The sequence below is a fragment of the Methylobacterium sp. Leaf100 genome (genome assembly GCF_001422845.1).
In the GTDB taxonomy this organism is placed as follows: Bacteria; Pseudomonadota; Alphaproteobacteria; order Rhizobiales; family Beijerinckiaceae; genus Methylobacterium.
In genome coordinates this window covers 306,742-326,713 of the sequence record NZ_LMMW01000012.1, presented here as the reverse complement: position 1 = coordinate 326,713, position 19,972 = coordinate 306,742, and the positions used below count along the sequence as shown (strand labels likewise).

Below are 19,972 nucleotides of genomic sequence, written 5' to 3'. Positions count from 1 at the left end.
CAAGCGAACGCCGCCCTTCCTCATGCCCGCTGCCGCGAGCGGCGAGCCGCGTCCAGGCCGGACCGGTGGCAGATTCAGCGACGAACGGGACCCGGATGCGCATCATCCTTCGTTTCTTCGGCTTCCTGTTCAGCATCGGTGCGATGCTGTTCGTGGTCGCCTCGGCCGCCGGGGCGTTCTTCTACTGGAAGTACAGCCAGGATCTGCCGGACCACGCGGCGCTCGCCAATTACGAGCCACCGGTGATGAGCCGGGTGCATGCTGCCGACGGATCGCTGCTGGCCGAGTACGCCACCGAGCGCCGTCTCTACCTGCCGATCCAGGCGATGCCGAAGATCGTCGTCGCGGCCTTCCTCTCGGCTGAGGACAAGAACTTCTACAAGCACGGCGGCGTCGATCCGGAAGGGCTGGTCCGCGCCGCGCTGACCAACTTCAAGAGCGGCAAGAAGCAGGGCGCCTCGACCATCACCCAGCAGGTGGCGAAGAACTTCCTGCTCAGCCCCGAGCAGACCTTCGAGCGCAAGGCCAAGGAGGCGCTCATCGCCTTCCGGATCGAGGCCGCCTACTCGAAGGACAAGATCCTCGAACTCTACCTCAACGAGATCTTCCTCGGCACCATCGTGCCCGGGCGCAATCTGCACGGCGTCGCGGCGGCGGCGCTGGACTACTTCGGCAAGTCCGTCCACGAACTGACGATCAACGAGGCGGCCTACCTCGCCGCCCTGCCGAAGGGGCCGAACAACTACCACCCCTATCGCCAGACCCAGAAGGCCCTCGACCGGCGCAACGAGATCATCGGCCTGATGGCCCAGAACGGGTACATCACCAAGGAGGAGGGCGACGCCGCCCGCAAAATGCCGCTCGGCGTCAACCCGCGCGTCGCCTTCGCCAACGCCGCCAACGCCAACTACTTCACCGAAGAGGTCCGCCGCGAGATCGCCGAGCGTTACGGCGAGAAGAAGCTCTACGAGGGCGGCCTCTCCGTCCGGGCGACCCTCGACCCGAAGATGCAGGCCTGGGCCCGCAAATCCCTCGTCGACGGCCTGATCCGCTACGACCAGTCCCATGGCTGGCGCGGGGCCCAGGCCAAGGTCGACCTCGTCGGCCGCGACTGGGGCTTGGCCGTAGCCGAGGTTCCGGGTCTCGGCGACGTGCAGCCCTGGCGCCTCGCCGTGGTACTGAGCACCACCGGGGGTGCCGCGCAGATCGGCCTCCAACCCCGGCGCGAGGCTTCGGGCCAGGTCTCGAAGGATCGGGAGACCGGCACCATCGCGGCCGAGGGGACGCGCTGGACCGGCCGCTCGCCCGCCGCCGCCCTCAGTGCGGGCGACGTGATCTACGTCGAGGCGATCGACGGCGGCCGCGGGGCCTACCGCCTGCGCCAGCGTCCGGAAGTCTCCGGCGCCATCGTGGCCATGGACCCCTACACGGGCCGCGTCCACGCCATGGTGGGCGGGTTCTCCTACGACGAGAGCCAGTTCAACCGGGCGACGCAGGCGATGCGCCAGCCGGGCTCGTCGTTCAAGCCGATCGTCTACTCGGCGGCCCTCGACAACGGCTACACGCCGTCCTCGATCGTCCAGGATTCGCCCATTACCATCGAGGCCGGCCCCGGCCAGGAGGCCTGGACCCCGTCGAACTACGACGGCAAGTCCGGCGGCCCGCACACCCTCCGCTACGGCATCGAGCACTCGAAGAACCTGATGACCGTGCGGCTGGCGAAGGACGTCGGCATGCCGCTCATCGCCGAGTACGCCCGCCGCTTCGGCGTCTACGACGACATGCTGCCGGTGTTGCCGATGTCGCTCGGCGCCGGCGAGACCACGGTCATGCGCATGGTGACCGCCTACTCGATGCTCGCCAATGGCGGCCGGCGTATCCGTCCGACCCTCATCGACCGCATCCAGGACCGGGTCGGCGAGACCATCTACAAGCACGACGCCCGCAAGTGCCTCGGCTGCGACGCGGAGAAGTGGTCCGGCCAGGACGAGCCGAAGCTCGTGGACGATTCCGAGCAGGTCCTCGATCCGCTCACCGCCTACCAGATGGTCTCGATCATGGAGGGTGTGGTCCAGCGCGGCACCGCCACCATCCTGAAGCAGGTCGGCAAGCCGCTCGCCGGCAAGACCGGAACCACCAACGACGCCAAGGATGCGTGGTTCGTCGGCTTCTCCCCGGATCTCGCCGTCGGCGTCTATATCGGCTTCGACAAGCCGCGCTCGCTCGGCGACCGCGCCACGGGCGGCGGCCTCTCGGCCCCCATCGCCCTCGACTTCCTGAAGCAGGCCCTCAAGGACAAGCCGCCCACGCCGTTCCGCGTCCCGCCCGGGATCAAGCTCATCCGCGTTTCGGCTTCGTCCGGCATGCGTGCCGGCTCCGGCGAAGGCCCCGGCACGATCCTCGAGGCGTTCAAGCCCGGTACCGCGCCGCCCGATGCCTACGTCGCGGCGCCCAGCAACGCCCCGCCCAGCGGCGGCGCTCCGCCGGACGCGGACCGTGCCGCTCAGGCCGGCGGCCTGTACTGAGACGCAGCCTTCGAAGCGGCCGGGACCCGATCCCGGCCGTTTTCGTTCACCGGAACCCTATTCCCGTTTGTCAGAAGCCCTTGCGCGCCAGGGCCAGGGCCGCGAGCTTGTCGATGTCGAAGCCGGCCTGGGGCACGTCGACCATGAAGCGTTCGGCGATTTCCGAAACGACGAAATCGGGGCGGACCCGCGCGATGGTGTTCCAGTCGATGCTCGTCGACCACAGCACATGCACCTCCCGGAACGTGTCGGCGAAGAGCGGCGTCAGGGTGCCGGTGGCGCCGTTGGGCGTATGATGCGCGTACGAATCCCCGAACAGGACGAGGCGGCGTGGATCGGCCCCGGGTGACGCGTTGCGGAAGATCGCGTGGGTGCCGATATGCGCGTCGCGCCCCCGGCCCTCCTGCTCGAACGCCGTGATCAGCGCGTTGGCGTGGACCCTCCGGGCCGCGCTCTCGAACAGGCACGGCTCGGCGACTTCGCAGCGGACCGGCGTGAACTTCGAACCGAGATCGCCGCCATAGACCTGGGGCGTGCCGATGCGGCGCTGGGCGATGTCGTAGCGCGGACGCACCCCGAGGCTCCGGCAGATCTCCGCATAGGCGAGCCAGCCCCCCGCGAAGGTCCAGTGGGTGTCCGTGTGGCGATAGAGCGCCGTGTCCCGGGCCCGCACCCGGAACGGCGGTACGAGATCGACATAGGTTCGACGGGCCGGCGACAGGCGCAACCAGCGTTCCAGGCGCACGGCCGGCGCGCGGTCGGGGTCGAGGGCGAGGCCGTCGAAGGCGTGGCCGTGGATGGCGAGCTTTTCCGGGGCCACCACGTGGGCGTAGCGAATCCCCATCTTCTCCAGGCGTCGGGTCCGGGCCTCGAGGAGGCGACGCCAACGCCATAGCTTCGCCCGTGGAAATCCGGGCGCGCCGTATTGCGCCTGGACGGCGTTGCTGCCCCCCGTGAGGAACAGCCAGCCGTCGCGCCCGACATGGATGTCGGGATGGATCGCGGTCTGTGTGTGCGGCTCTGCGGCTGCGGAAAGGCTCATTCGGGGGGTCTAATCGGGTTCGCGGCGGCGTGCCAACGCGCCCGGGTTAGTGCCTTGATCGGACGCGGGTTTCCAAGCCGATATCCAGGTTGCCCCCGGTGTGGCCCATCGGAATCCAGACGTCGCCGGTTTCAGTGGTGGTGATGCGCGGCCGGGGCGCCGGGGGCGGTCGCGTTCGGGCTCGTCGCGCCGATGGGCGCGACCGAGAAGGTGACCGGGACGGTCCCGGCGCGTTCGAAGGTCAGGGTGCCGGAGACGGGCTCACCGACCTTCGGGGCGGACTTGAGATCCTCGAACATCAAGTGAAGACCGCCGGGCTTCAGTTCCAGGGTCTGGCCGGGTGCGATGGGCAACCCGTCCGGCACGGCCGCCATCTTCATGACGTTGCCCGCCATGGTCATGGAATGGATCGCCCCCCGGCCCGCGGTGGTGATGGCCGCCCCCGTGAGCCTGTCGGCCTGCGTACCGGTGTTGGTGACGCGAACGTAGCCGCCCGCGACCTTGGCGCCCCCCGGCGTCGCCCGCATCCACGGTGTCTCGATCCGCAAAGTCCCGGCCGTGATGGGCTCGGCGGCGCGCGCCTGCGGCACGAGACCGAGGGCGGAGGCCACGAGAGCGAAGCGCAGGGCGGTACGGGCGGTTTGATTCATCGCAGGGGTCCGTTGGGTCGTGCGGTAGGACGAGATGGCGGGGTCCGGTCGGGGACGGCCGAAGCGGGACGACCATGCGCGCAAATCGATCGTGCGCAAGGGCACTTCTTCGGCGTGCCCACACCCTGCGGTGATTCCCCGGGCGACCGGGCCACGACGGCGCCGTCGCGGAGGCGCCCCGGAACCATCGCGTGCTTCGAAAAAAGCGAGCTGTATCGGAGACTTGCGGAGAGTGGCGCGGCCTGTCTGCCTCCGATCCTCCCCGGCCCGATGCGGTGCTTCGGCGCTGCCCGAGCGGTCCGTAGACCCGATTCGTGCCTGCACCGGCCCTGTGGCGGGGGCGATACGCCCGCGCGGAAGTCATCGCGAAGTCCCGCAGCGCCATATTGTAGCCCGGACGCCATGAGTTCTTAACCGCACCCCGACACGTTCGCGGCAAGGGGTGCTTCGGACACGGCGTCATGCGCCGGCGGCCGGGCACCACACGCCGCACCCTACGTCAGATCAGAGTTCGCCCGATGCTGAAACAGGCTCTCCATCCCAGGTCTTCCGGCTTCCACAGGTCCCTCGGCCTCGCCCTCGCCGCGTCCGTGGCCTTCATGGCTCAGTCCGCTTCCGCCCGCGAGCCCAGCGGCTACGCCCAGGCCGAGTGGGCGCAGGACTACGCCGCGCCGACCACCATGCAGGTGCAGCGCTCCTCGACGCCGATCCTGTCGCCGCAGACGATCGCCGCCTCGGAGCAGACCATCGAGCGCTACCGGGATATCGTGAACCGGGGTGGCTGGAAGCCGGTCTCGGGGGCCGACCGCCTGCGCATCGGCTCCAAGGGCCCGGCCGTGAGCGCCGTGCGTCAGCGCCTGATCATCTCCGGCGACCTCGATTCGGCGTCCGGCGGCTCGGGCGTCTACGATTCCTACGTGTCGGCCGGCGTGAAGCGTTTCCAGGCCCGCCACGGCCTCAGCCAGACCGGTGCCATGAGCATGGCGACCCAGCAGGCCATGAACGTGCCGGCCGATATTCGCCTGCACCAGCTCGAAATCAACGTGGTGCGCCTGCGCTCCTACGCGGGCAACCTCGGCAACCGCTTCGTCATCACCAACATCCCCGCCGCCCTGGTCCAGACCGTGGAGAACGGCCAGGTCGTGACCCTGCACGCCGCCGGCGTCGGCAAGATCGACCGCCAGTCGCCGATCATGAACACCAAGGCGACGCAGATCAATTTCAACCCCTTCTGGACGGTCCCGGCTTCCATCGTGAAGAAGGACCTCATCCCCAAGATGCAGAAGGATCCGAACTACCTCACCGACAACAAGATCCGCATCTTCACCGGTGAGACCGAGATCTCCCCGGCCTCGGTGAACTGGAATTCGGACGAGGGCACGCGCTACCGCTATCGCCAGGATTCGGGTGCCGACTTCAACTCCATGGGCATCGTGCGGATCAACATTCCGAACCCGCACGGGGTGTTCATGCACGACACCAACTCGAAGGGTGTCTACGGCGACGACTTCCGCTTCATCTCGTCGGGCTGCGTGCGCGTGCAGAACGTGCGCGAGTACATCACCTGGCTCCTCAAGGACACGCCCGGCTGGGGCCGCGACCAGGTCGAGCAGGCCATCGAGAGCGGCAAGCGGGTGGACGCCACCCTCAGCACTCCCGTGCCGGTCTACTGGACCTACATCACCGCCTGGGCGACCCCGGACGGCTCGGTGCAGTTCCGCGACGACATCTACAAGCGCGACGGCGTGAACGTGCCCTCGACCCTCTCGGCCCCGACCCCCGTGGCCAGCGCCGAACAGGTGCCGAGCTTCGAGCCGGGCGACGAGGAGAACTGAGGCAGCGAAAGGGGATCGGCTTCTCGAGTCCCTGATCTTTTCCGGGGCGGGTGCCATAGGGCCCCGTCCCGGATGACGGCATCCTGTCTGTTGTGTTTGCTTGTCGATCCCGGCCGATTCAGGACATTTGGCTCGTGTGAGGCTGGGACGAGCACAAAGTCACTTCGCGAAAACAGTTCTCAATGGCGTAGGGAAGCCTCGATCTTCGGTAGCAGAAGTTCGTTCTCGCGTGCCATGCGTATCGCCTCTTGGTCCCGGAGGATAAGACTGTCCTGGGGATCGAATACGACGCCGTCACGCATCTGGGCGAGTGTCACGGCAGCGATATAGGCGGCAACGCATTCGGGTAAACCGGACCAATAGAAGGCATAAGCGGTGCTCCACCTTCTACCAAAGTCGATATCGTCGTAGGTTTCCGTGAGTTTGTCGAAATCGCACGGTCGAAATTCGAACGAAGCATCACGGGTTTTCCATTTTGCTTTGATCAGGCCCCCTTCCCCTATGAGGATCTGATCTCGGGAGAATTTCAAGTCGAACCCAAATCCGTCGATGGTTTTTTGCCATTCGACAAGGTTCGGAAACTGGCCGTCATAGAAAACGTAAAGATCCATGCTCATGGGTTCGGCCCTATGATTGAGAATTAACTAACCATCGCGTAGATGTAGCTTTTCGCGTCGAGTCCCTTCGAGATGTGCAGCTCGACGATAGGGACGTCGTCGCCAACGCCGAGATGCTGTCGGATCTGTGCTGCGCGTTCCGGGGTGAGCTTCGCGCCACCGGTCTTGACATCCCATACCGCCAAGATGGGCGCGGCATTCGTTCGACCGTCGCGGAGAACAATATCCGTCCTGATGCTGCCATCGAGGCCATACCGCACGGTGTCGCCGAGACTGAAACTCTGTTCGACTCCGCGCCGGCCTATCCCAGGAAAATCGGACTCTCTGATGAGTTTTGCTGCCTCGGTGTGGATGGCCGTTCCGTAGAGAGGCCCCCTTCCGGTCCCGACATTGGCGACGACTTCCTTCATGACCTCCACGAGGCGATCGGACGTCAGATCGATCTTCGGATGACCGGTCCGGTCGCGTCGAACGACGACGATGCCAGATCCGCCTCCTCCACCATTCCACCGCCCTCTCTCGTCGCGAGACTGGCTGGCGTTGAACCCGGCCTTCACGGCATCGTAGGCGCTTCGAAGTAGAGCCAGTCGCAAGCGGATGGCAGCGACCTCGCATCGGTGGAGAGCAATCTGGAACTGCCGCGACATCATGCGTACCTCCGAATCGATGTAGGTCCTTATTCCCATACCATCTCGGAAAATACAACTTATGAGTGTTTTATCGCGTGACGATCGTTCCGGTTTGGCATCGCCGGAGTGGCGGCACGGTTTGTTCCAGGCCTTCGTGCCTTCGTTTCAGAGAGCGCGTGAAAGTTTTTTTGTAGGACACCGCAAATTAGCTGCGCTTGGCCCGATCCCGCCGCCCGTGTAATAAAATGCGCATCGAGCGTCCGCCCGCCGTAACGCCAGCGGATAACGGACGCCTTCGCCCGTTCAACAATCGAGGCCATCCATGAGCGCCGGTACCGTTGCCGACAAGCACTTCTCGAATTCGTTCTTCAACGCGTCGCTCGCCGACGCCGATCCGGAAGTGGCCGCCGCCGTCGGTCAGGAACTCGGTCGTCAGCAGCACGAGATCGAGCTGATCGCCTCCGAGAACATCGTCTCCAAGGCGGTGCTCGAGGCTCAGGGGTCGGTCCTCACCAACAAGTACGCCGAGGGCTATCCGGGTCGCCGCTATTACGGCGGCTGTCAGTTCGTCGACATCGCCGAGAACCTCGCCATCGAGCGCGCCAAGCGCCTGTTCGATTGTGGCTTCGCCAACGTGCAGCCGAATTCCGGCTCCCAGGCGAACCAGGGCGTGTTCATGGCTCTCATGCAGCCGGGCGACACCTTCCTCGGCCTCGACCTCGCCGCCGGCGGCCACCTCACCCACGGCGCGCCCCCGAACGTCTCTGGCAAGTGGTTCAAGCCGGTCTCCTACACCGTGCGCCGCGACGATCAGCGCATCGACATGGAGCAGGTCGAGGCGCTCGCCCACGAGCACAAGCCCAAGGTGATCATCGCGGGTGGCTCCGGCTATCCCCGTCATTGGGACTTCGCCAAGTTCCGTGAGATCGCCGATGCCGTCGGGGCCTACTTCTTCGTCGACATGGCCCACTTCGCCGGCCTCGTCGCCGCCGGGGTGCACCCGTCGCCGTTCCCGCACGCGCACGTCGCCACCACCACGACCCACAAGACCCTGCGCGGCCCGCGCGGCGGCATGATCCTGACGAACGACGAGGCGCTGGCCAAGAAGTTCAACTCGGCGATCTTCCCCGGCCTCCAGGGCGGCCCGCTCATGCATGTCATCGCCGGCAAGGCGGTCGCCTTCGGCGAGGCCCTCAAGCCCGAGTTCAAGATCTACGCGCGTCAGGTCATCGAGAACGCCAAGGCGCTGGCCGACACCCTGATGTCGGGCGGCTACGACATCACCTCGGGCGGCACCGACAACCACCTCATGCTCGTCGACCTGCAGAAGAAGGGCCTCACCGGCAAGGCGGCGGAAGCGGCGCTCAGCCGCGCCGACATCACCTGCAACAAGAACGGCGTCCCGTTCGATCCGGCCAAGCCCACCATCACGTCGGGCATTCGGCTGGGCACCCCGGCCGGCACCTCGCGCGGCTTCGGCGTCGCCGAGTTCAAGCAGATCGGCGGCTTCATCGTGGAAGTCCTCGACGGCTTGGTCGCCAAGGGTGAAGCGGGCGATGCCGAGATCGAGGCGGCCGTGAAGCAGAAGGTTCACGCCCTCACGGACCGGTTCCCGATCTACGCCTGAGACAGGGCGGTGTTCGCGCTTAACGCGTGCACCGCAACACGCTAAGGGAAACGGCCGCGGACCGGAGGGTGCGCGGCCGTTTCTCGTTCTTCCCCGCTCCCCACACAGGTGTCCGCCCGATGCGCTGTCCCTATTGCAGCGGCCCCGACACCCAGGTGAAGGATTCGCGCCCCACCGACGACGCCATCCGGCGGCGCCGGGTCTGCCCGGATTGCGGCGGCCGCTTCACCACCTTCGAGCGGGTGCAACTGCGCGAACTCACGGTGCTCAAGCGCTCGGGTAAGCGGGTGCCGTTCGACCGGGACAAGCTCGAGCGCTCCATCGGCGTGGCCCTGCGCAAGCGCGCCGTCGACCCGGAACGCGTCGAGCGCCTCGTCAGCGGCATCACCCGGCAGCTCGAGAGCGGCGGCGAGGGCGAGATCACCACGGAATCCATCGGCGAACTGGTGATGGAGGGGCTGAAGGGGCTCGACGACGTCGCGTATGTGCGCTTCGCCTCCGTCTATAAGAACTTCCGCGAGGCCAGCGACTTCAAGGCGCTCCTGGGTACCTTGGCCGAGGCGCCGCCCGGGGCCGCTCAGGGCGAGGAGTCCGACAGCACGGTGACGCCCCTACGCGCCAAGCCCCGTCCGCGACCATGAGCGCGCGCGACACCGCCTACATGCGGCTGGCCCTGGCCCTCGGCCACCGCAATCTCGGGCGGACCTGGCCCAACCCCTCCGTCGGCGCCGTCGTGGTCGCGGACGGGCGCATCGTCGGACAGGGCGTGACCGAGGCCGGCGGGCGGCCCCATGCCGAACCCCAGGCCCTCGCCATGGCGGGCGCGGCCGCGCGCGGCGCCACCCTCTACGTCACCCTGGAGCCGTGCTCGCATCACGGCCGCACCCCGCCCTGCACCGACGCCATCCTGGCGTCCGGGATCGCCCGCGTGGTGACTGCCCTCGAAGACCCCGATCCGCGCGTCGCCGGACGGGGACACGCCCTCCTGCGCGAGGCCGGGATCGCCGTCGCGACGGACGTCCTGCGGGAGGAGGCGGCCCGCGACCATCGCGGCCACGTCACCCGCGTGACCCTCGGGCGGCCGAGCCTGCACCTCAAGCTCGCCCGGACCCGGGACGGCTTCGCCGCCGGGGCGCCTGACCAGCGATTGCGCATCACCGGCGCAATCGCCGACGGCGCCGTCCACCTGTGGCGGGCCCATGCCGACGCGATCCTCGTCGGCATCGGCACGGCCCGGGCCGACGACCCGTCGCTCACCGTGCGCCTGCCCGGCCTGTCCGGGCGCTCGTCCCTGCGCGTCGTCCTCGATTCGAGCCTGCGGCTCCAGCCGTCGAGCCACCTCGTTCGAGGCGCGCGCGACATTCCCACCCTCGTGGTCACCACCCGCAACGCGCCCGCCCATGTGAAGCGGATGCTCGTTTCGTTCGGCGTCGAGGTGATCGGCGTCGCCGCCGATGCGGCCGGGCGGGTCGATCTGCCCGCTGCCCTGGAAGCCTTGGCCGAGCGGGGCTTCACCCGCCTGTGCTGCGAGGGCGGCCCCCGCCTCGCCGATGCCCTGGCGCGCGCCGACCTCATCGATGTCTGCACCCTAATCACCGGACCCACGGCCCTCGGGACGGGCGGCCTGCCGGCCATCGGGTCGCACCTCGCATCCAGCCTGGAGAAGGGCCATCTGAAGCCCGTCGAAGCGCGCACGTTCGGTCCCGATCGCGCGATCACGTATGAGCGGAGCGTCTAGATGTTCACCGGTCTCGTCACCGATGTGGGAGAGGTCGTCGGCGTATCGGGGGACGACCGCCTGCGCCGCATCCGCATCCGCTCCGCCTACGATCCGGCCACCATCGCGCTGGGCGCCTCCATCGCCTGCTCCGGCCCGTGCCTGACGGCGGTCGCCGTGGACCCGGTGGCGGGGGGATGCGAATTCAGCGTCGACGCCGCCGCCGAGACCCTGGCGCTGACCACCGTCGGCACCTGGGTCGCGGGCACGCGGGTCAACCTCGAACGCTCCCTGAAGATCGGCGACGAACTCGGCGGCCACCTCGTCACCGGGCATGTCGATGGCCGTGCCGAGATCGTCGCCCGCGACTCCGTCACCGGGGGCACCGGCGATCCGCAATGGGCGCCGAGCGACCGCTTCACCCTGCGGGCTTCGGCCGGCCTGTCGCGCTTCATCGCCCAGAAGGGTTCGGTCTGCCTCGACGGCACCTCGCTGACGGTCAACACGGTTGCCGACGATCTCTTCTCCGTCCTCCTCATCCCCCACACCCTGGCGGTGACGACGTGGGGCCAGCGTCGCCAGGGCGATGCCCTCAACCTCGAGGTCGATCTCATCGCTCGCTACGCCGCGCGCCTCACGGAGGCGCAAGGCGCCCTGACCCGCTGAAGCCCTCCGCCGGGGAGCCGCTTGTCGGCCGGGCGCCTTCGGTCTATCGCTCGGCCCTTCCGATCGGGCAGGCTACGGCACGGGCTCGACGCGCGAGCCGGGACAACCCGGCCGATCCAGGGCGGCAACGTCGAGACGCACGAAAAGTCCGCTCCCGCGCCGCGCATCCACAAGGCCCCACGATGGTTTCGACCCAGCACGTCCCCCGCCCGTCGCCCGCCATCGTCCGGGGCGCCCGCGTCCTCGTGGTCGAGGCCCGCTACTACGACGAACTCGCCGATGCGATGCTGGCGGGCGCGCGTGCCACCCTCGACGCGGCCGAGGCGGAGACGACGGTGGTGACCGTGCCGGGCGCCCTCGAAATCCCTGCCGCCATCGCCATCCTGGTCGAGGCCGCCGCCCGCGCCGGCCAGCCCTACGACGCCGCCGTGGCGCTGGGCTGCGTCATCCGGGGCGAGACCGGACATTACGACATCGTCGCGAACGAGAGCGCGCGCGCCCTCATGGACCTCTCCGTCGCCCGGTTGCTGCCGCTGGGCAACGGCATCCTGACGGTGGAGACGGAGGCGCAGGCCTTCGCCCGCGCCCGCGTGTCCGAACTGAACAAGGGCGGCGGTGCCGCCGAGGCGGCGCTGGCGGTGCTGGCCCTGAAGCGGGCCGCCGCGGCCGCGCCCGTCGGAGAGGATTGAGCCCCATGGCCAAAGTCATCGAGCGCAGCGGCGCGCGCCTCTCCGTGGTGCAGGCGCTCTACGAGATGGAGATTTCCGGCAAGGGCGTCATCGAGGCAGTGGCCGAGTTCGAGACCTTCTGGATCGGCCAGACCGTCGACGGTGTCGAGCACCCGCCGGCCGAGATCGCCTTCTTCCGCGATCTCCTGCGCGGCGTGGTCGAGGAGCAGCGCGCCATCGATCCGATGCTCGACAACGCCCTGTCGCAGGGCTGGCCCCTGAAGCGCATCGAGATGGTCCTGCGCGCGATCCTGCGCGCCGGGGCCTATGAGCTCATGCACCGCCGCGACGTGCCGGCCCGTGCCGCCATCTCCGAATACGTCGATGTCGCCCACAGCTTCTACGGCGGCGACGAGCCCGGCATGGTCAACGCCGTCCTCGACAAGGTGGCCCGCGAGGTCCGGGGCCAGGAATTTGCGGGTCTGCCGGGTTCCAGCCTGCCCGGTTCGGGCCGGGCGTGAGCCGCGACCGTCCCACCGAGGACGGGCTGATCGCGCGTTACTTCGCGCCGCTGGCCGGCCCCGGCGCAGACGGGATGCGCGACGACGCCGCCACCCTGACGCCGACCCCCGGCCACGACCTCGTGCTGACCGCCGACGCCATCGTGGCCGGTGTACACTTCTTCCCCGACGATCCGCCGTCCTCCATCGCCCGCAAGGCCGTCGGGGTGAACTTTTCGGATTTGGCCGCCAAGGGGGCGGCTCCGCGCGGCATTCTCCTGACCCTGGCCTTGCCCGACGATTGGACGGAGGCGTGGCTCGCCGCCTTCGCCACAGGCCTCGGCGACGCCCTGTCGGCGTTCGGCGGCGCGCTGCTGGGCGGCGACACGGTCCGGGCCGCCGGGCCCCTGTCGGTGGGCGTCACGGCGCTGGGCGAAGTGCCCGCCGGCACCATGGTGCGGCGGATGACGGCGGCGATCGGCGACGTGCTCTGCGTCAGCGGTACCATCGGCGACGCCGCCCTCGGCCTGCCCCTGTGCCGTTCACCCCTGCCGGATTGGGGCGATGCCATCGGCGCGGCGGATCGCGCCGCCCTGGTCGCCCGCTACCGGCATCCGCGCCCGCGCCTCGGCCTCGCACCGGTCCTGCGGCGGCACGCCCGCGCCGCCATGGACATCTCGGACGGGCTCGCGGGGGATCTCGCCAAGATGCTGAAGGGGGAGGGGCGCTGCGCCCTTGTCCGTCTCGCCGACGTTCCGCTCTCTCAAGCTGCTGCAAGCGCCGCAGCGCACGCGCCGGACCTGATGGATACGATCGTCACCGGGGGAGACGATTACGAGATCCTCTGCGCGGTTCCACCCGAAAGCCTCGCGGCGATTCGCGCCGGGGCGGAAGCCGTCGGCATCCCCCTCCACCCCATCGGCACGGTCTTGGCCGGGGACGGGCCCCCCGTCTTCGAAGCCGCGGATGGCGCGCGAAAGACCTACGCGGCGGCCTCCTTCAGCCACTTCTGACGCGGCGCATTAGGCGGCCTCGTCGTCCTCGGGCGGCTCCGGGTCGGCGGTCCACTGGGTGGCGAAGGCCGCGAGCTGGCGGGCGTCGGCGAACGCCATCACGGCGACCACCCGGTCGGCCGGCATCGCGCCCGGATAGGGGGCGAGCAGCACCGTCTCCTGGGAGAACTTCGCGCCGGGCGCGTGTTCGGCGATCCAGGCCTCGGCCTCCGGCGCGAGCCGGGTCGGATCGGAGGCGTCGCGGGCGCGGGAGTCCGACCGCAACACCAGCACGTAGGGGCCGAGCGTCGGGTTACGCTGCTGAAGAGCCTGGATGATGTCGATCATGGTGTCCTCGTCGCGCACCGGACCCGAGCCCGGCGGCGGCCTACGGTTGAATATCTTCGCTGATACTAATTCCGGCTCGATCGTTCGGGGGCCGACGCGGGTCCCCCTCTCCTTCCAGGAGAGGGGGCACGTCGCGTGAATACCGACCGAAGTCATCACCCGGAAACCGTATTAGCCAAAAACCCTCAGTGCAGTTTCACCCGCGATTCCGTACGGCGGGTCAGCGCGCGGGCGACGGCGTCGAGGGCGGTCTTCACGGTGCCGTGCAGGGCCTGCTCGTGCATCTTGTACAGCGAGCGGTACATCATCCGGGCGAACAGCCCGGCGATGAACATGTTCTTGCCCCGCACGAAGCCCATCAGGCTGCCCACCGTCGAGTATTCGCCAAGGGACACCAGCGAGCCGAAGTCGCGGTACTTGAACGGCTTCAACGGCTTGCCGGCGATCTTGGCGGGGATGAGCTTGATGAGATGGCTCGCCTGCTGATGCGCCGCCTGGGCGCGTGGCGGGATCGGCGTATCCGAGCCCTTCTCCACGAGGTAGGCGCAGTCGCCGATGGCGAAGATGTCTGGGTCGCGCGTGGTCTGCAGGGATGGCGTCACCACGAGCTGGTTGTTGCGCGTGGTCTCAAGGCCGCCGATGTCGTGCAGGAACGGCGGCGCCTTCACGCCGGCGGCCCAGACCACGAGTTCGGACGGAATGAAGCCCCCGTCGGCGAGTTGCACGCCGTCGGCCCGGACCTCGGTGACGCGGGCGTTGATCCGCACTTCGACGCCGATCTTGTCGAGCAGGCGCACCACGTCCTGCGACAGGCGCTCGGGCACCGCCGGCAGGATGCGGGAGGCCGCCTCCACCAGGGTGATCTTGAGGTCTTTGTCCGGGTCGATCCGGTCCAGGCCCGTGGAGGCCACGTCGCGGGTGGTCCGATGCAGCTCGGCCGCGAGCTCGGTGCCCGTCGCGCCGGCGCCGATCACCGTAACGTGGAGCTGGCCCGGACGCACGGGGCCGACCTGGGTGTGGGCGCGCAGCATGCCGTTGACGAGGCGCTGGTGAAAGCGCACCGCCTGGTCCTGCGTGTCGAGGGCGATGGCGTTCTCCTTCACCCCCGGCGTGCCGAAATCGTTGGTGGTGGAGCCGACCGCGAGCACCAGGGTGTCGTAGCCGATGGACCGCACGGGCGTGACCTCGCGCCCCTCCGCGTCGTGGCTCGCGGCGAGCTGGATCGTGTGCGTCGCCCGGTCGAGGCCGGTCATCTGGCCGATGCGGTAGCGGAAATGGTGGCGGTGGGCGTGGTGGAGGTAATCCACCGCGTGGTGGCCGACATCGAGGCTGCCGGCGGCGACCTCGTGCAGCAGCGGCTTCCAGATATGGGTGCGCGCGCGGTCGACGAGGGTGACGTGGGCCTTGCCGGACTTGCCCAGCGCGTCGCCGAGTTTCGTCGCCAGCTGAAGGCCCGCCGCGCCGCCGCCGACGACCACGATGCGATGCAGGTTTTCCACGGATTCGCCCGGTACCATGCGTTTGTCGTCCTGCGTCTCGTCAAGGAAGGGGGCGGATGTCGAGCCAGCGTGAACGCCGTGTGGCGCCGGGGGCACCGCCCATTCTTAGAACGCTTATATTTGGGGTGAGCCCGTTCGGGTCAAAGAAAATTATGCGTCAGGCAGGCGCGCCGGGCTGGCGCAGGGGGTGCGCCCGCGCGAAGGCCTCCTGCGACAGGCAATCCTCCGCGATGCGCCGGACCGTCGGGTAGGGCGCGGTCTCCACTCCGAAGATGCCGGTGCCGACCCAGAGGCTGACAAGGCAGAGGTCGGCGTGGCTCACCGCGTCGCCTTGCGCGTAGCGTCCGGTCCCAGGCTCCCGGGTCAGGCGAGTCTCGAGGGTCTTCAACCCGCTCTCGAACCAGTGGCGCACGAAGCCCATCATCCGGTCCTTCGGGATGTCGTAGGCCTGCATGAGGTAGTTGCGCACCCGGGGCACATAGAGTGGGTGGGTGTCGCAGGCCACCACCTGGGCGAGCGAGCGGGCGCGGGCGCGTGAGCGCGGATCGGCCGGCAGCAGCGGCACGGCGGGGTGGATGTCCTCGAGATAGTCGAGGATGGCGAGCGACTGGGTCAGGGGCGGCCCGTCGCCGTCGAAGAAGGCCGGCACCGCGCCCTGCGGGTTGATCGCCAGGAACTCTGGCTTGAATTGGTCGCCCGCATCGAGATCGATGAAGGTCTCTTCGCAGGGGATGCCCTTGAGGTTGAGGGCGATCCGCACCCGGAAGGCGGCGGCCGAGCGCCAGTTGCCGTACATCTTCACGCGCGTCGTCTCTCCGTGGCGATGCGCGACCACACCCGACATCGCTCCGGACCGCAACCCCCTCCGCCGGGGACCGTCATGAAACCGATGCGGTGGCCGTGATCCTGCTTTGTCGCAGGCGAATTTGGCAGCGCGGGATTCCTCGCGCATAGCGGACCGACGCTGAAGACGCGGGCGCGCGGCCCCAGGGATGGACGAGCATGCAGATCGAGACGCCCTACCTCATGTTCCTCGGCGACGTACCCGACACCCTGGCGGCCAAGACCGCCTACGGCATCAAGGATTGGCGTCCCGAATGGTGCGTCGGCCAGATGCGTCTGCCCGGCTGCGCCGCCGATCTCGGCATTCCCGACCTCACCCTCGCGCAAGCCGTGGAGAAGGGCTGCCGCACGATGGTGATCGGTGTCGCCAACGCGGGGGGCGTCCTGCCCGACCACTGGGTCTCGGAGATCGTCGCGGCGCTGGAGGCCGGCCTCGATATCGCCAGCGGGCTGCACGCCCGCCTCGGCGCCGTGCCGGCCATCGCGGCGGCGGCCGAGGCCAACGAGCGCCAGCTCCACGACGTGCGCCACACCTCCGAGACTTTCGCCACGGGCAAGGGCACGAAGCGCCCCGGCAAGCGCCTGCTCAGCGTCGGCACCGACTGCTCGGTGGGCAAGAAGTACACGGTGCTGGCGCTCGAGCGCGGCATGCGGGATCGCGGCCTCGACGCGGATTTCCGCGCTACGGGCCAGACCGGCGTGTTCATCTCGGGACGTGGCGTCGCCATCGACGCCGTGGTGGCGGACTTCATCTCCGGCGCCGTCGAGTGGATCGCCCCGGCGGCCGCGCCCGACCATTGGGACCTTCTGGAAGGGCAGGGCTCCCTGTTCCACCCGTCCTTCGCCGGCGTCAGCCTCGGGCTGCTGCATGGAGCGCAGGCCGACGCGTTCATCGTCTGCCACGAGCCGAGCCGCACCGCCATGCGGGGGGTGCAGCATCCCCTGCCGACGATTCGGGAGGTCATCGACCTCACGGTGCAACTCGGACGCCTCACCAATCCCGACATCCGCCCCGTGGGGATCGCGGTGAACACCAAGAGCCTGGAAGAGGGCGCCGCCCGGACGCTGCTCGCCGATCTGGCCCGCGAGCACGGCCTGCCGGCCACCGACCCCGTGCGCTTCGGCGTCGGGGAGATCGTCGACCGTCTCATCGCCGAGTTCCCGGCCGGGGCCGCCGCATGAGCCGGGTCCTCGCCGCCGCCATCGAACGCTTCCCCATCGCGGGGGCGTTCACCATCGCGCGCGGCAGCCGCACGGAGGCCGTCGTGGTCCTTGCCACCATCACGGATACGGAGGGGCGTGTCGGGCGCGGCGAGTGCGTGCCCTACGCCCGCTACGGCGAGACCGTGGACAGCGTGCGCGATCTCATCCTGGCGCAGGCCGATGCCATCGCGGCTGGGGCGTCGCGGACGGATCTGCTCACCGCCATGAAGCCGGGCGCGGCCCGCAACGCCCTCGATTGCGCCCTGTTCGACCTGGAGGCGAAGCAGCTCGGCCGCCCGGCCTGGGAGATCGCCGGTCTCAGTGCCCCCGAGGTCGCCACCACCGCCTACACCCTCAGCCTCGGCGATCCGGAGAGCATGGAGGCCGCCGCCCGCGCGGCCGCCGCCCGTCCGCTCCTCAAGGTGAAGCTCGGGGGGGAGGGCGACCCGGACCGGATCGCCGCCGTGCGCCGCGGGGCGCCCCGATCGCGCCTCGTGGTCGATGCCAACGAGGCATGGCGGCCCGAGACCCTGGAAGCGAACCTCGCCGCTTGCGTCGCGGCGCAAGTCGAACTCATCGAGCAGCCCCTGCCGGCGGGCGAGGACGAGATCCTGGCCACCATCCCGCGGCCGATCCCGATCTGCGCCGACGAGAGCCTGCACGACCGCGCCGGCCTCGACGCCCTGGCGACCCGCTACGACGCCATCAACATCAAGCTCGACAAGGCCGGCGGCCTCACCGAGGCGGTGATGCTGGCGCACGAGGCCCGCGCCCGCGGCTTCTCCCTGATGATCGGCTGCATGGTCGGAACATCGCTCGCCATGGCGCCCGCCATGCTGCTCGCGCACCACGCCGACTTCGTCGATCTCGACGGTCCGCTGCTTCTGGCGCGGGACCGAGACCCCGCCCTGGTGTTCGACGGCAGCCTGATCCACCCGCCGACGCCGGAGTTGTGGGGGTAGGACGTGCTCCGTACTTCTCCGTGAGCCGGTCTCCTCAGGGCGCGCCGACCACCCGGAGCGGGCTCGAACGACGCGTCCGGCTCGTCGTGTCAGGCGCAGCACAGCGGGTCTGGTTGCGGCCGGCGGCCTTGGCCTCGTAGAGCGCGATATCGGCGCGTTTGTAGAGATCGGCCGTCGCGCTGCCGACGCCGGAGGTCGGCACGACGGTCGCGGTGCCGATGCTCACGGTGACCGAACCCGCGCCCAGGGACGCCGCCTCGACCGTCAGCGTCGCCATCTCCGCGTGGACGCGATCGGCGATCCGCAGGGCACCCACCGAGTCCGTTTCGGGCAGGAGCAGGACGAACTCCTCCCCGCCGACACGAAAGACGAGATCCTCGGGACGGTGAACGCTGGCTGCGAGGCAGCGCGCCAGCCCGATCAGCACCTCGTCGCCGACCGCATGGCCGTAGCGGTCGTTGTAGCGCTTGAAATGGTCGGCATCGACCACGAGCAGGGACAGCGGTTCGCCGGTGCGCCCGGCACTCCGCCACGCGCGATCGAACATCGTCTCGAAGCGCCGCCGGTTCGACAGGCCCGTGAGGGCATCCGTCTGCGACAGCCGGGCCAGCTCCGCCTGCGCCTCCGAGCGGCGGCGCAACTCGCGTCCGAACAGCAGCGAGAGGCTGGCGGTGAGGCCGCACAGCACGAGGACGATGAGGCCGAGGACGAGGGCGTGCTCGCGCCACTCGGCCTCGACCTCGTCGCGGGACAGGGCGACATTGAGGAGCATCGGATGATCGCCGATGCCCGTGAAGCTGTAATGTCGTTCGAACCCGTCGCTGAATGTGCGGCTGACGAAGCTGCCGCGTCCTTCGCGGACGAAGCGAACGAAGTTCGGGACCTCGGCGAAGCTCTTGCCGATGGTGTCTCCGTCGAACGGATAACGCATGATGCGTGTGCCGTCGCGCAGATACAGCGCGATGGTGCCGAGGCGCCCGAGACCGATATCCTCGAACAATCCGCTGAAGTACGTCAGCTTCAGCGAGCCCAGCACGACACCGCCGAACGAGCCGTCCGGCTTGTCGATGCGGCGGCTGAGGACGAGGACTTGGGTTCCGAGAAGCTGCGACACGATGGGGCCGCTGATCACGAGGCCGAGATCGGCGCGCGCCCGGTGTGCCTGGAAGTAGGCGCGCGCCGAATTGTTGAGCTTGCGCGCCGGCACGGCCCCGGAATCCACGATGCTTTCGCCATGCTCGTCGAGGACGAGCATCACGCCCATATCCCGCGCCGAGATGGCCCGGTCGAATAGGATGAGCTGCCGCATCTCCGGGGTCGCCTGCGCGACGCCGGGTTCCCGCAGGTTGTCGATGACGCCCTGGAGGGACAGGTCGATGATTTCGATGTTGCGGGCGATGTCGCGTTCGAGAACCTGGAGAAGGTTCTTCGAATTCTGCTCGGCCTTGCTCCAGGCATCGCGGCGCAGGTCGAGCAGCATGATCCCGGACACGAGAAGCATCCCGATCGGCGCGAGAATTCCGAGGGCGATCCCGAGGCGCCCCAGGCGGAGCGTAGGCAAGCGAAGCACGAGCAGGCCGATCGCCGAAAGGATGCGCCGCCGACGAGCCACCACACGCTACCTCCGTGTCCGCATCCACACAACCCAA

At 68.8% G+C, this 19,972-nt stretch carries 18 protein-coding genes and 1 pseudogene; 11 read left to right on the top strand and 8 right to left on the bottom strand.

What is annotated here, in order from left to right:
• Positions 1–95 precede the first annotated feature (95 nt).
• Positions 96–2,525, top strand: a complete 2,430-nt coding sequence (locus ASF25_RS09535) for a penicillin-binding protein 1A (protein ID WP_056169923.1) — start codon at positions 96–98, stop codon at positions 2,523–2,525.
• Positions 2,526–2,595: 70 nt separating this feature from the next.
• Here the strand turns inward: ASF25_RS09535 and ASF25_RS09530 are convergent, their stop codons facing one another.
• Together ASF25_RS09530 and ASF25_RS09525 are read right to left on the bottom strand one after the other, a co-directional pair.
• Positions 2,596–3,567, bottom strand: coding sequence for a hypothetical protein (locus ASF25_RS09530; RefSeq protein ID WP_056304447.1), 972 nt, complete (start codon positions 3,565–3,567; stop codon positions 2,596–2,598).
• Positions 3,568–3,698: 131 nt separating this feature from the next.
• Positions 3,699–4,148 (bottom strand): annotated as a pseudogene (locus tag ASF25_RS09525) (copper chaperone PCu(A)C); the annotation flags it as partial.
• A 587-nt stretch (positions 4,149–4,735) separates the two neighbouring features.
• Between ASF25_RS09525 and ASF25_RS09520 the strand changes: the two are divergent.
• Positions 4,736–6,052, top strand: coding sequence for a L,D-transpeptidase family protein (locus ASF25_RS09520; RefSeq protein ID WP_056304446.1), 1,317 nt, complete (start codon positions 4,736–4,738; stop codon positions 6,050–6,052).
• 179 nt (positions 6,053–6,231) lie between these two features.
• On the opposite strand, the gene ASF25_RS09515 is transcribed toward ASF25_RS09520, so the two are convergent.
• A complete protein-coding gene (locus tag ASF25_RS09515; RefSeq protein ID WP_156368927.1) occupies positions 6,232–6,663 on the bottom strand; it encodes a hypothetical protein in 432 nt (143 codons plus the stop codon).
• 29 nt (positions 6,664–6,692) lie between these two features.
• Positions 6,693–7,319 carry a hypothetical protein gene (locus tag ASF25_RS09510; protein WP_156368926.1) on the bottom strand — a complete coding sequence of 209 codons (627 nt, stop codon included), beginning with the start codon at positions 7,317–7,319 and terminating at the stop codon, positions 6,693–6,695.
• 301 nt (positions 7,320–7,620) lie between these two features.
• Here ASF25_RS09510 and glyA point away from each other — a divergent pair, with 301 nt between their 5' ends.
• From glyA to thiL, 7 genes are all read left to right on the top strand, one after another.
• Positions 7,621–8,925, top strand: coding sequence for a serine hydroxymethyltransferase (gene glyA, locus ASF25_RS09505; RefSeq protein ID WP_056086469.1), 1,305 nt, complete (start codon positions 7,621–7,623; stop codon positions 8,923–8,925).
• 119 nt (positions 8,926–9,044) lie between these two features.
• Positions 9,045–9,566 (top strand): transcriptional regulator NrdR, encoded by a 522-nt coding sequence (nrdR, locus tag ASF25_RS09500; protein WP_056169900.1) that lies wholly within the window; start codon positions 9,045–9,047, stop codon positions 9,564–9,566.
• Positions 9,563–10,663 carry a bifunctional diaminohydroxyphosphoribosylaminopyrimidine deaminase/5-amino-6-(5-phosphoribosylamino)uracil reductase RibD gene (gene ribD / locus ASF25_RS09495; RefSeq protein ID WP_056304443.1) on the top strand — a complete coding sequence of 367 codons (1,101 nt, stop codon included), beginning with the start codon at positions 9,563–9,565 and terminating at the stop codon, positions 10,661–10,663. The genes nrdR and ribD overlap by 4 nt, the downstream gene beginning before the upstream one ends.
• A complete protein-coding gene (locus tag ASF25_RS09490) occupies positions 10,664–11,308 on the top strand; it encodes a riboflavin synthase (RefSeq protein ID WP_056304442.1) in 645 nt (214 codons plus the stop codon).
• A gap of 182 nt (positions 11,309–11,490) precedes the next feature.
• Positions 11,491–11,997, top strand: coding sequence for a 6,7-dimethyl-8-ribityllumazine synthase (gene ribH, locus ASF25_RS09485; protein ID WP_056169891.1), 507 nt, complete (start codon positions 11,491–11,493; stop codon positions 11,995–11,997).
• 5 nt (positions 11,998–12,002) lie between these two features.
• The gene (nusB, locus tag ASF25_RS09480; RefSeq protein WP_056169889.1) at positions 12,003–12,497 is read left to right on the top strand and encodes a transcription antitermination factor NusB; all 495 of its coding nucleotides are present in this window, start codon (positions 12,003–12,005) and stop codon (positions 12,495–12,497) included.
• Complete coding sequence (thiL, locus tag ASF25_RS09475) at positions 12,494–13,489, top strand: thiamine-phosphate kinase (protein WP_056304441.1); 996 nt, start codon at positions 12,494–12,496, stop codon at positions 13,487–13,489. Before nusB ends, thiL begins: the two co-directional genes overlap by 4 nt.
• A 9-nt stretch (positions 13,490–13,498) precedes the next feature.
• Here the strand turns inward: thiL and ASF25_RS09470 are convergent, their stop codons facing one another.
• The 3 genes from ASF25_RS09470 to maiA all read right to left on the bottom strand — a co-directional run bounded on the left by ASF25_RS09470 (position 13,499) and on the right by maiA (position 16,117).
• Positions 13,499–13,816 (bottom strand): hypothetical protein, encoded by a 318-nt coding sequence (locus ASF25_RS09470; protein WP_056260893.1) that lies wholly within the window; start codon positions 13,814–13,816, stop codon positions 13,499–13,501.
• A 185-nt stretch (positions 13,817–14,001) separates the two neighbouring features.
• On the bottom strand, positions 14,002–15,333 hold the full coding sequence (locus ASF25_RS09465) for an NAD(P)/FAD-dependent oxidoreductase (RefSeq protein ID WP_056169883.1): 1,332 nt from the start codon (positions 15,331–15,333) through the stop codon (positions 14,002–14,004).
• Positions 15,334–15,472: 139 nt separating this feature from the next.
• Positions 15,473–16,117 (bottom strand): maleylacetoacetate isomerase, encoded by a 645-nt coding sequence (gene maiA / locus ASF25_RS09460; RefSeq protein ID WP_056304587.1) that lies wholly within the window; start codon positions 16,115–16,117, stop codon positions 15,473–15,475.
• Positions 16,118–16,317: 200 nt separating this feature from the next.
• On the opposite strand from maiA, the gene dgcN reads away from it, so the two are divergent.
• Together dgcN and dgcA are read left to right on the top strand one after the other, a co-directional pair.
• Positions 16,318–17,340 (top strand): N-acetyltransferase DgcN, encoded by a 1,023-nt coding sequence (gene dgcN, locus ASF25_RS09455; protein WP_056304440.1) that lies wholly within the window; start codon positions 16,318–16,320, stop codon positions 17,338–17,340.
• Positions 17,337–18,323 carry an N-acetyl-D-Glu racemase DgcA gene (gene dgcA, locus ASF25_RS09450; protein ID WP_056304439.1) on the top strand — a complete coding sequence of 329 codons (987 nt, stop codon included), beginning with the start codon at positions 17,337–17,339 and terminating at the stop codon, positions 18,321–18,323. The genes dgcN and dgcA overlap by 4 nt, the downstream gene beginning before the upstream one ends.
• Before the next feature lie 34 nt (positions 18,324–18,357).
• Here dgcA and ASF25_RS09445 read toward each other — a convergent pair whose 3' ends face one another.
• On the bottom strand, positions 18,358–19,824 hold the full coding sequence (locus tag ASF25_RS09445) for a sensor domain-containing diguanylate cyclase (RefSeq protein WP_082502595.1): 1,467 nt from the start codon (positions 19,822–19,824) through the stop codon (positions 18,358–18,360).
• Between the last annotated feature and the right edge of the window lie 148 nt (positions 19,825–19,972).

Excerpts from the sequence above, each read along its gene's own strand:
- ASF25_RS09535 (WP_056169923.1), top strand. The coding sequence starts at position 96 with ATGCGCATCATCCTTCGTTTCTTCGGCTTCCTGTTCAGCATCGGTGCG.
- ASF25_RS09530 (WP_056304447.1), bottom strand. The coding sequence starts at position 3,567 with ATGAGCCTTTCCGCAGCCGCAGAGCCGCACACACAGACCGCGATCCAT.
- ASF25_RS09520 (WP_056304446.1), top strand. The coding sequence starts at position 4,736 with ATGCTGAAACAGGCTCTCCATCCCAGGTCTTCCGGCTTCCACAGGTCC.
- ASF25_RS09515 (WP_156368927.1), bottom strand. The coding sequence starts at position 6,663 with ATGGATCTTTACGTTTTCTATGACGGCCAGTTTCCGAACCTTGTCGAA.
- ASF25_RS09510 (WP_156368926.1), bottom strand. The coding sequence starts at position 7,319 with ATGATGTCGCGGCAGTTCCAGATTGCTCTCCACCGATGCGAGGTCGCT.
- glyA (WP_056086469.1), top strand. The coding sequence starts at position 7,621 with ATGAGCGCCGGTACCGTTGCCGACAAGCACTTCTCGAATTCGTTCTTC.
- nrdR (WP_056169900.1), top strand. The coding sequence starts at position 9,045 with ATGCGCTGTCCCTATTGCAGCGGCCCCGACACCCAGGTGAAGGATTCG.
- ribD (WP_056304443.1), top strand. The coding sequence starts at position 9,563 with ATGAGCGCGCGCGACACCGCCTACATGCGGCTGGCCCTGGCCCTCGGC.
- ASF25_RS09490 (WP_056304442.1), top strand. The coding sequence starts at position 10,664 with ATGTTCACCGGTCTCGTCACCGATGTGGGAGAGGTCGTCGGCGTATCG.
- ribH (WP_056169891.1), top strand. The coding sequence starts at position 11,491 with ATGGTTTCGACCCAGCACGTCCCCCGCCCGTCGCCCGCCATCGTCCGG.
- nusB (WP_056169889.1), top strand. The coding sequence starts at position 12,003 with ATGGCCAAAGTCATCGAGCGCAGCGGCGCGCGCCTCTCCGTGGTGCAG.
- ASF25_RS09470 (WP_056260893.1), bottom strand. The coding sequence starts at position 13,816 with ATGATCGACATCATCCAGGCTCTTCAGCAGCGTAACCCGACGCTCGGC.
- ASF25_RS09465 (WP_056169883.1), bottom strand. The coding sequence starts at position 15,333 with ATGGTACCGGGCGAATCCGTGGAAAACCTGCATCGCATCGTGGTCGTC.
- dgcN (WP_056304440.1), top strand. The coding sequence starts at position 16,318 with ATGCAGATCGAGACGCCCTACCTCATGTTCCTCGGCGACGTACCCGAC.
- dgcA (WP_056304439.1), top strand. The coding sequence starts at position 17,337 with ATGAGCCGGGTCCTCGCCGCCGCCATCGAACGCTTCCCCATCGCGGGG.
- ASF25_RS09445 (WP_082502595.1), bottom strand. The coding sequence starts at position 19,824 with ATGCTTCTCGTGTCCGGGATCATGCTGCTCGACCTGCGCCGCGATGCC.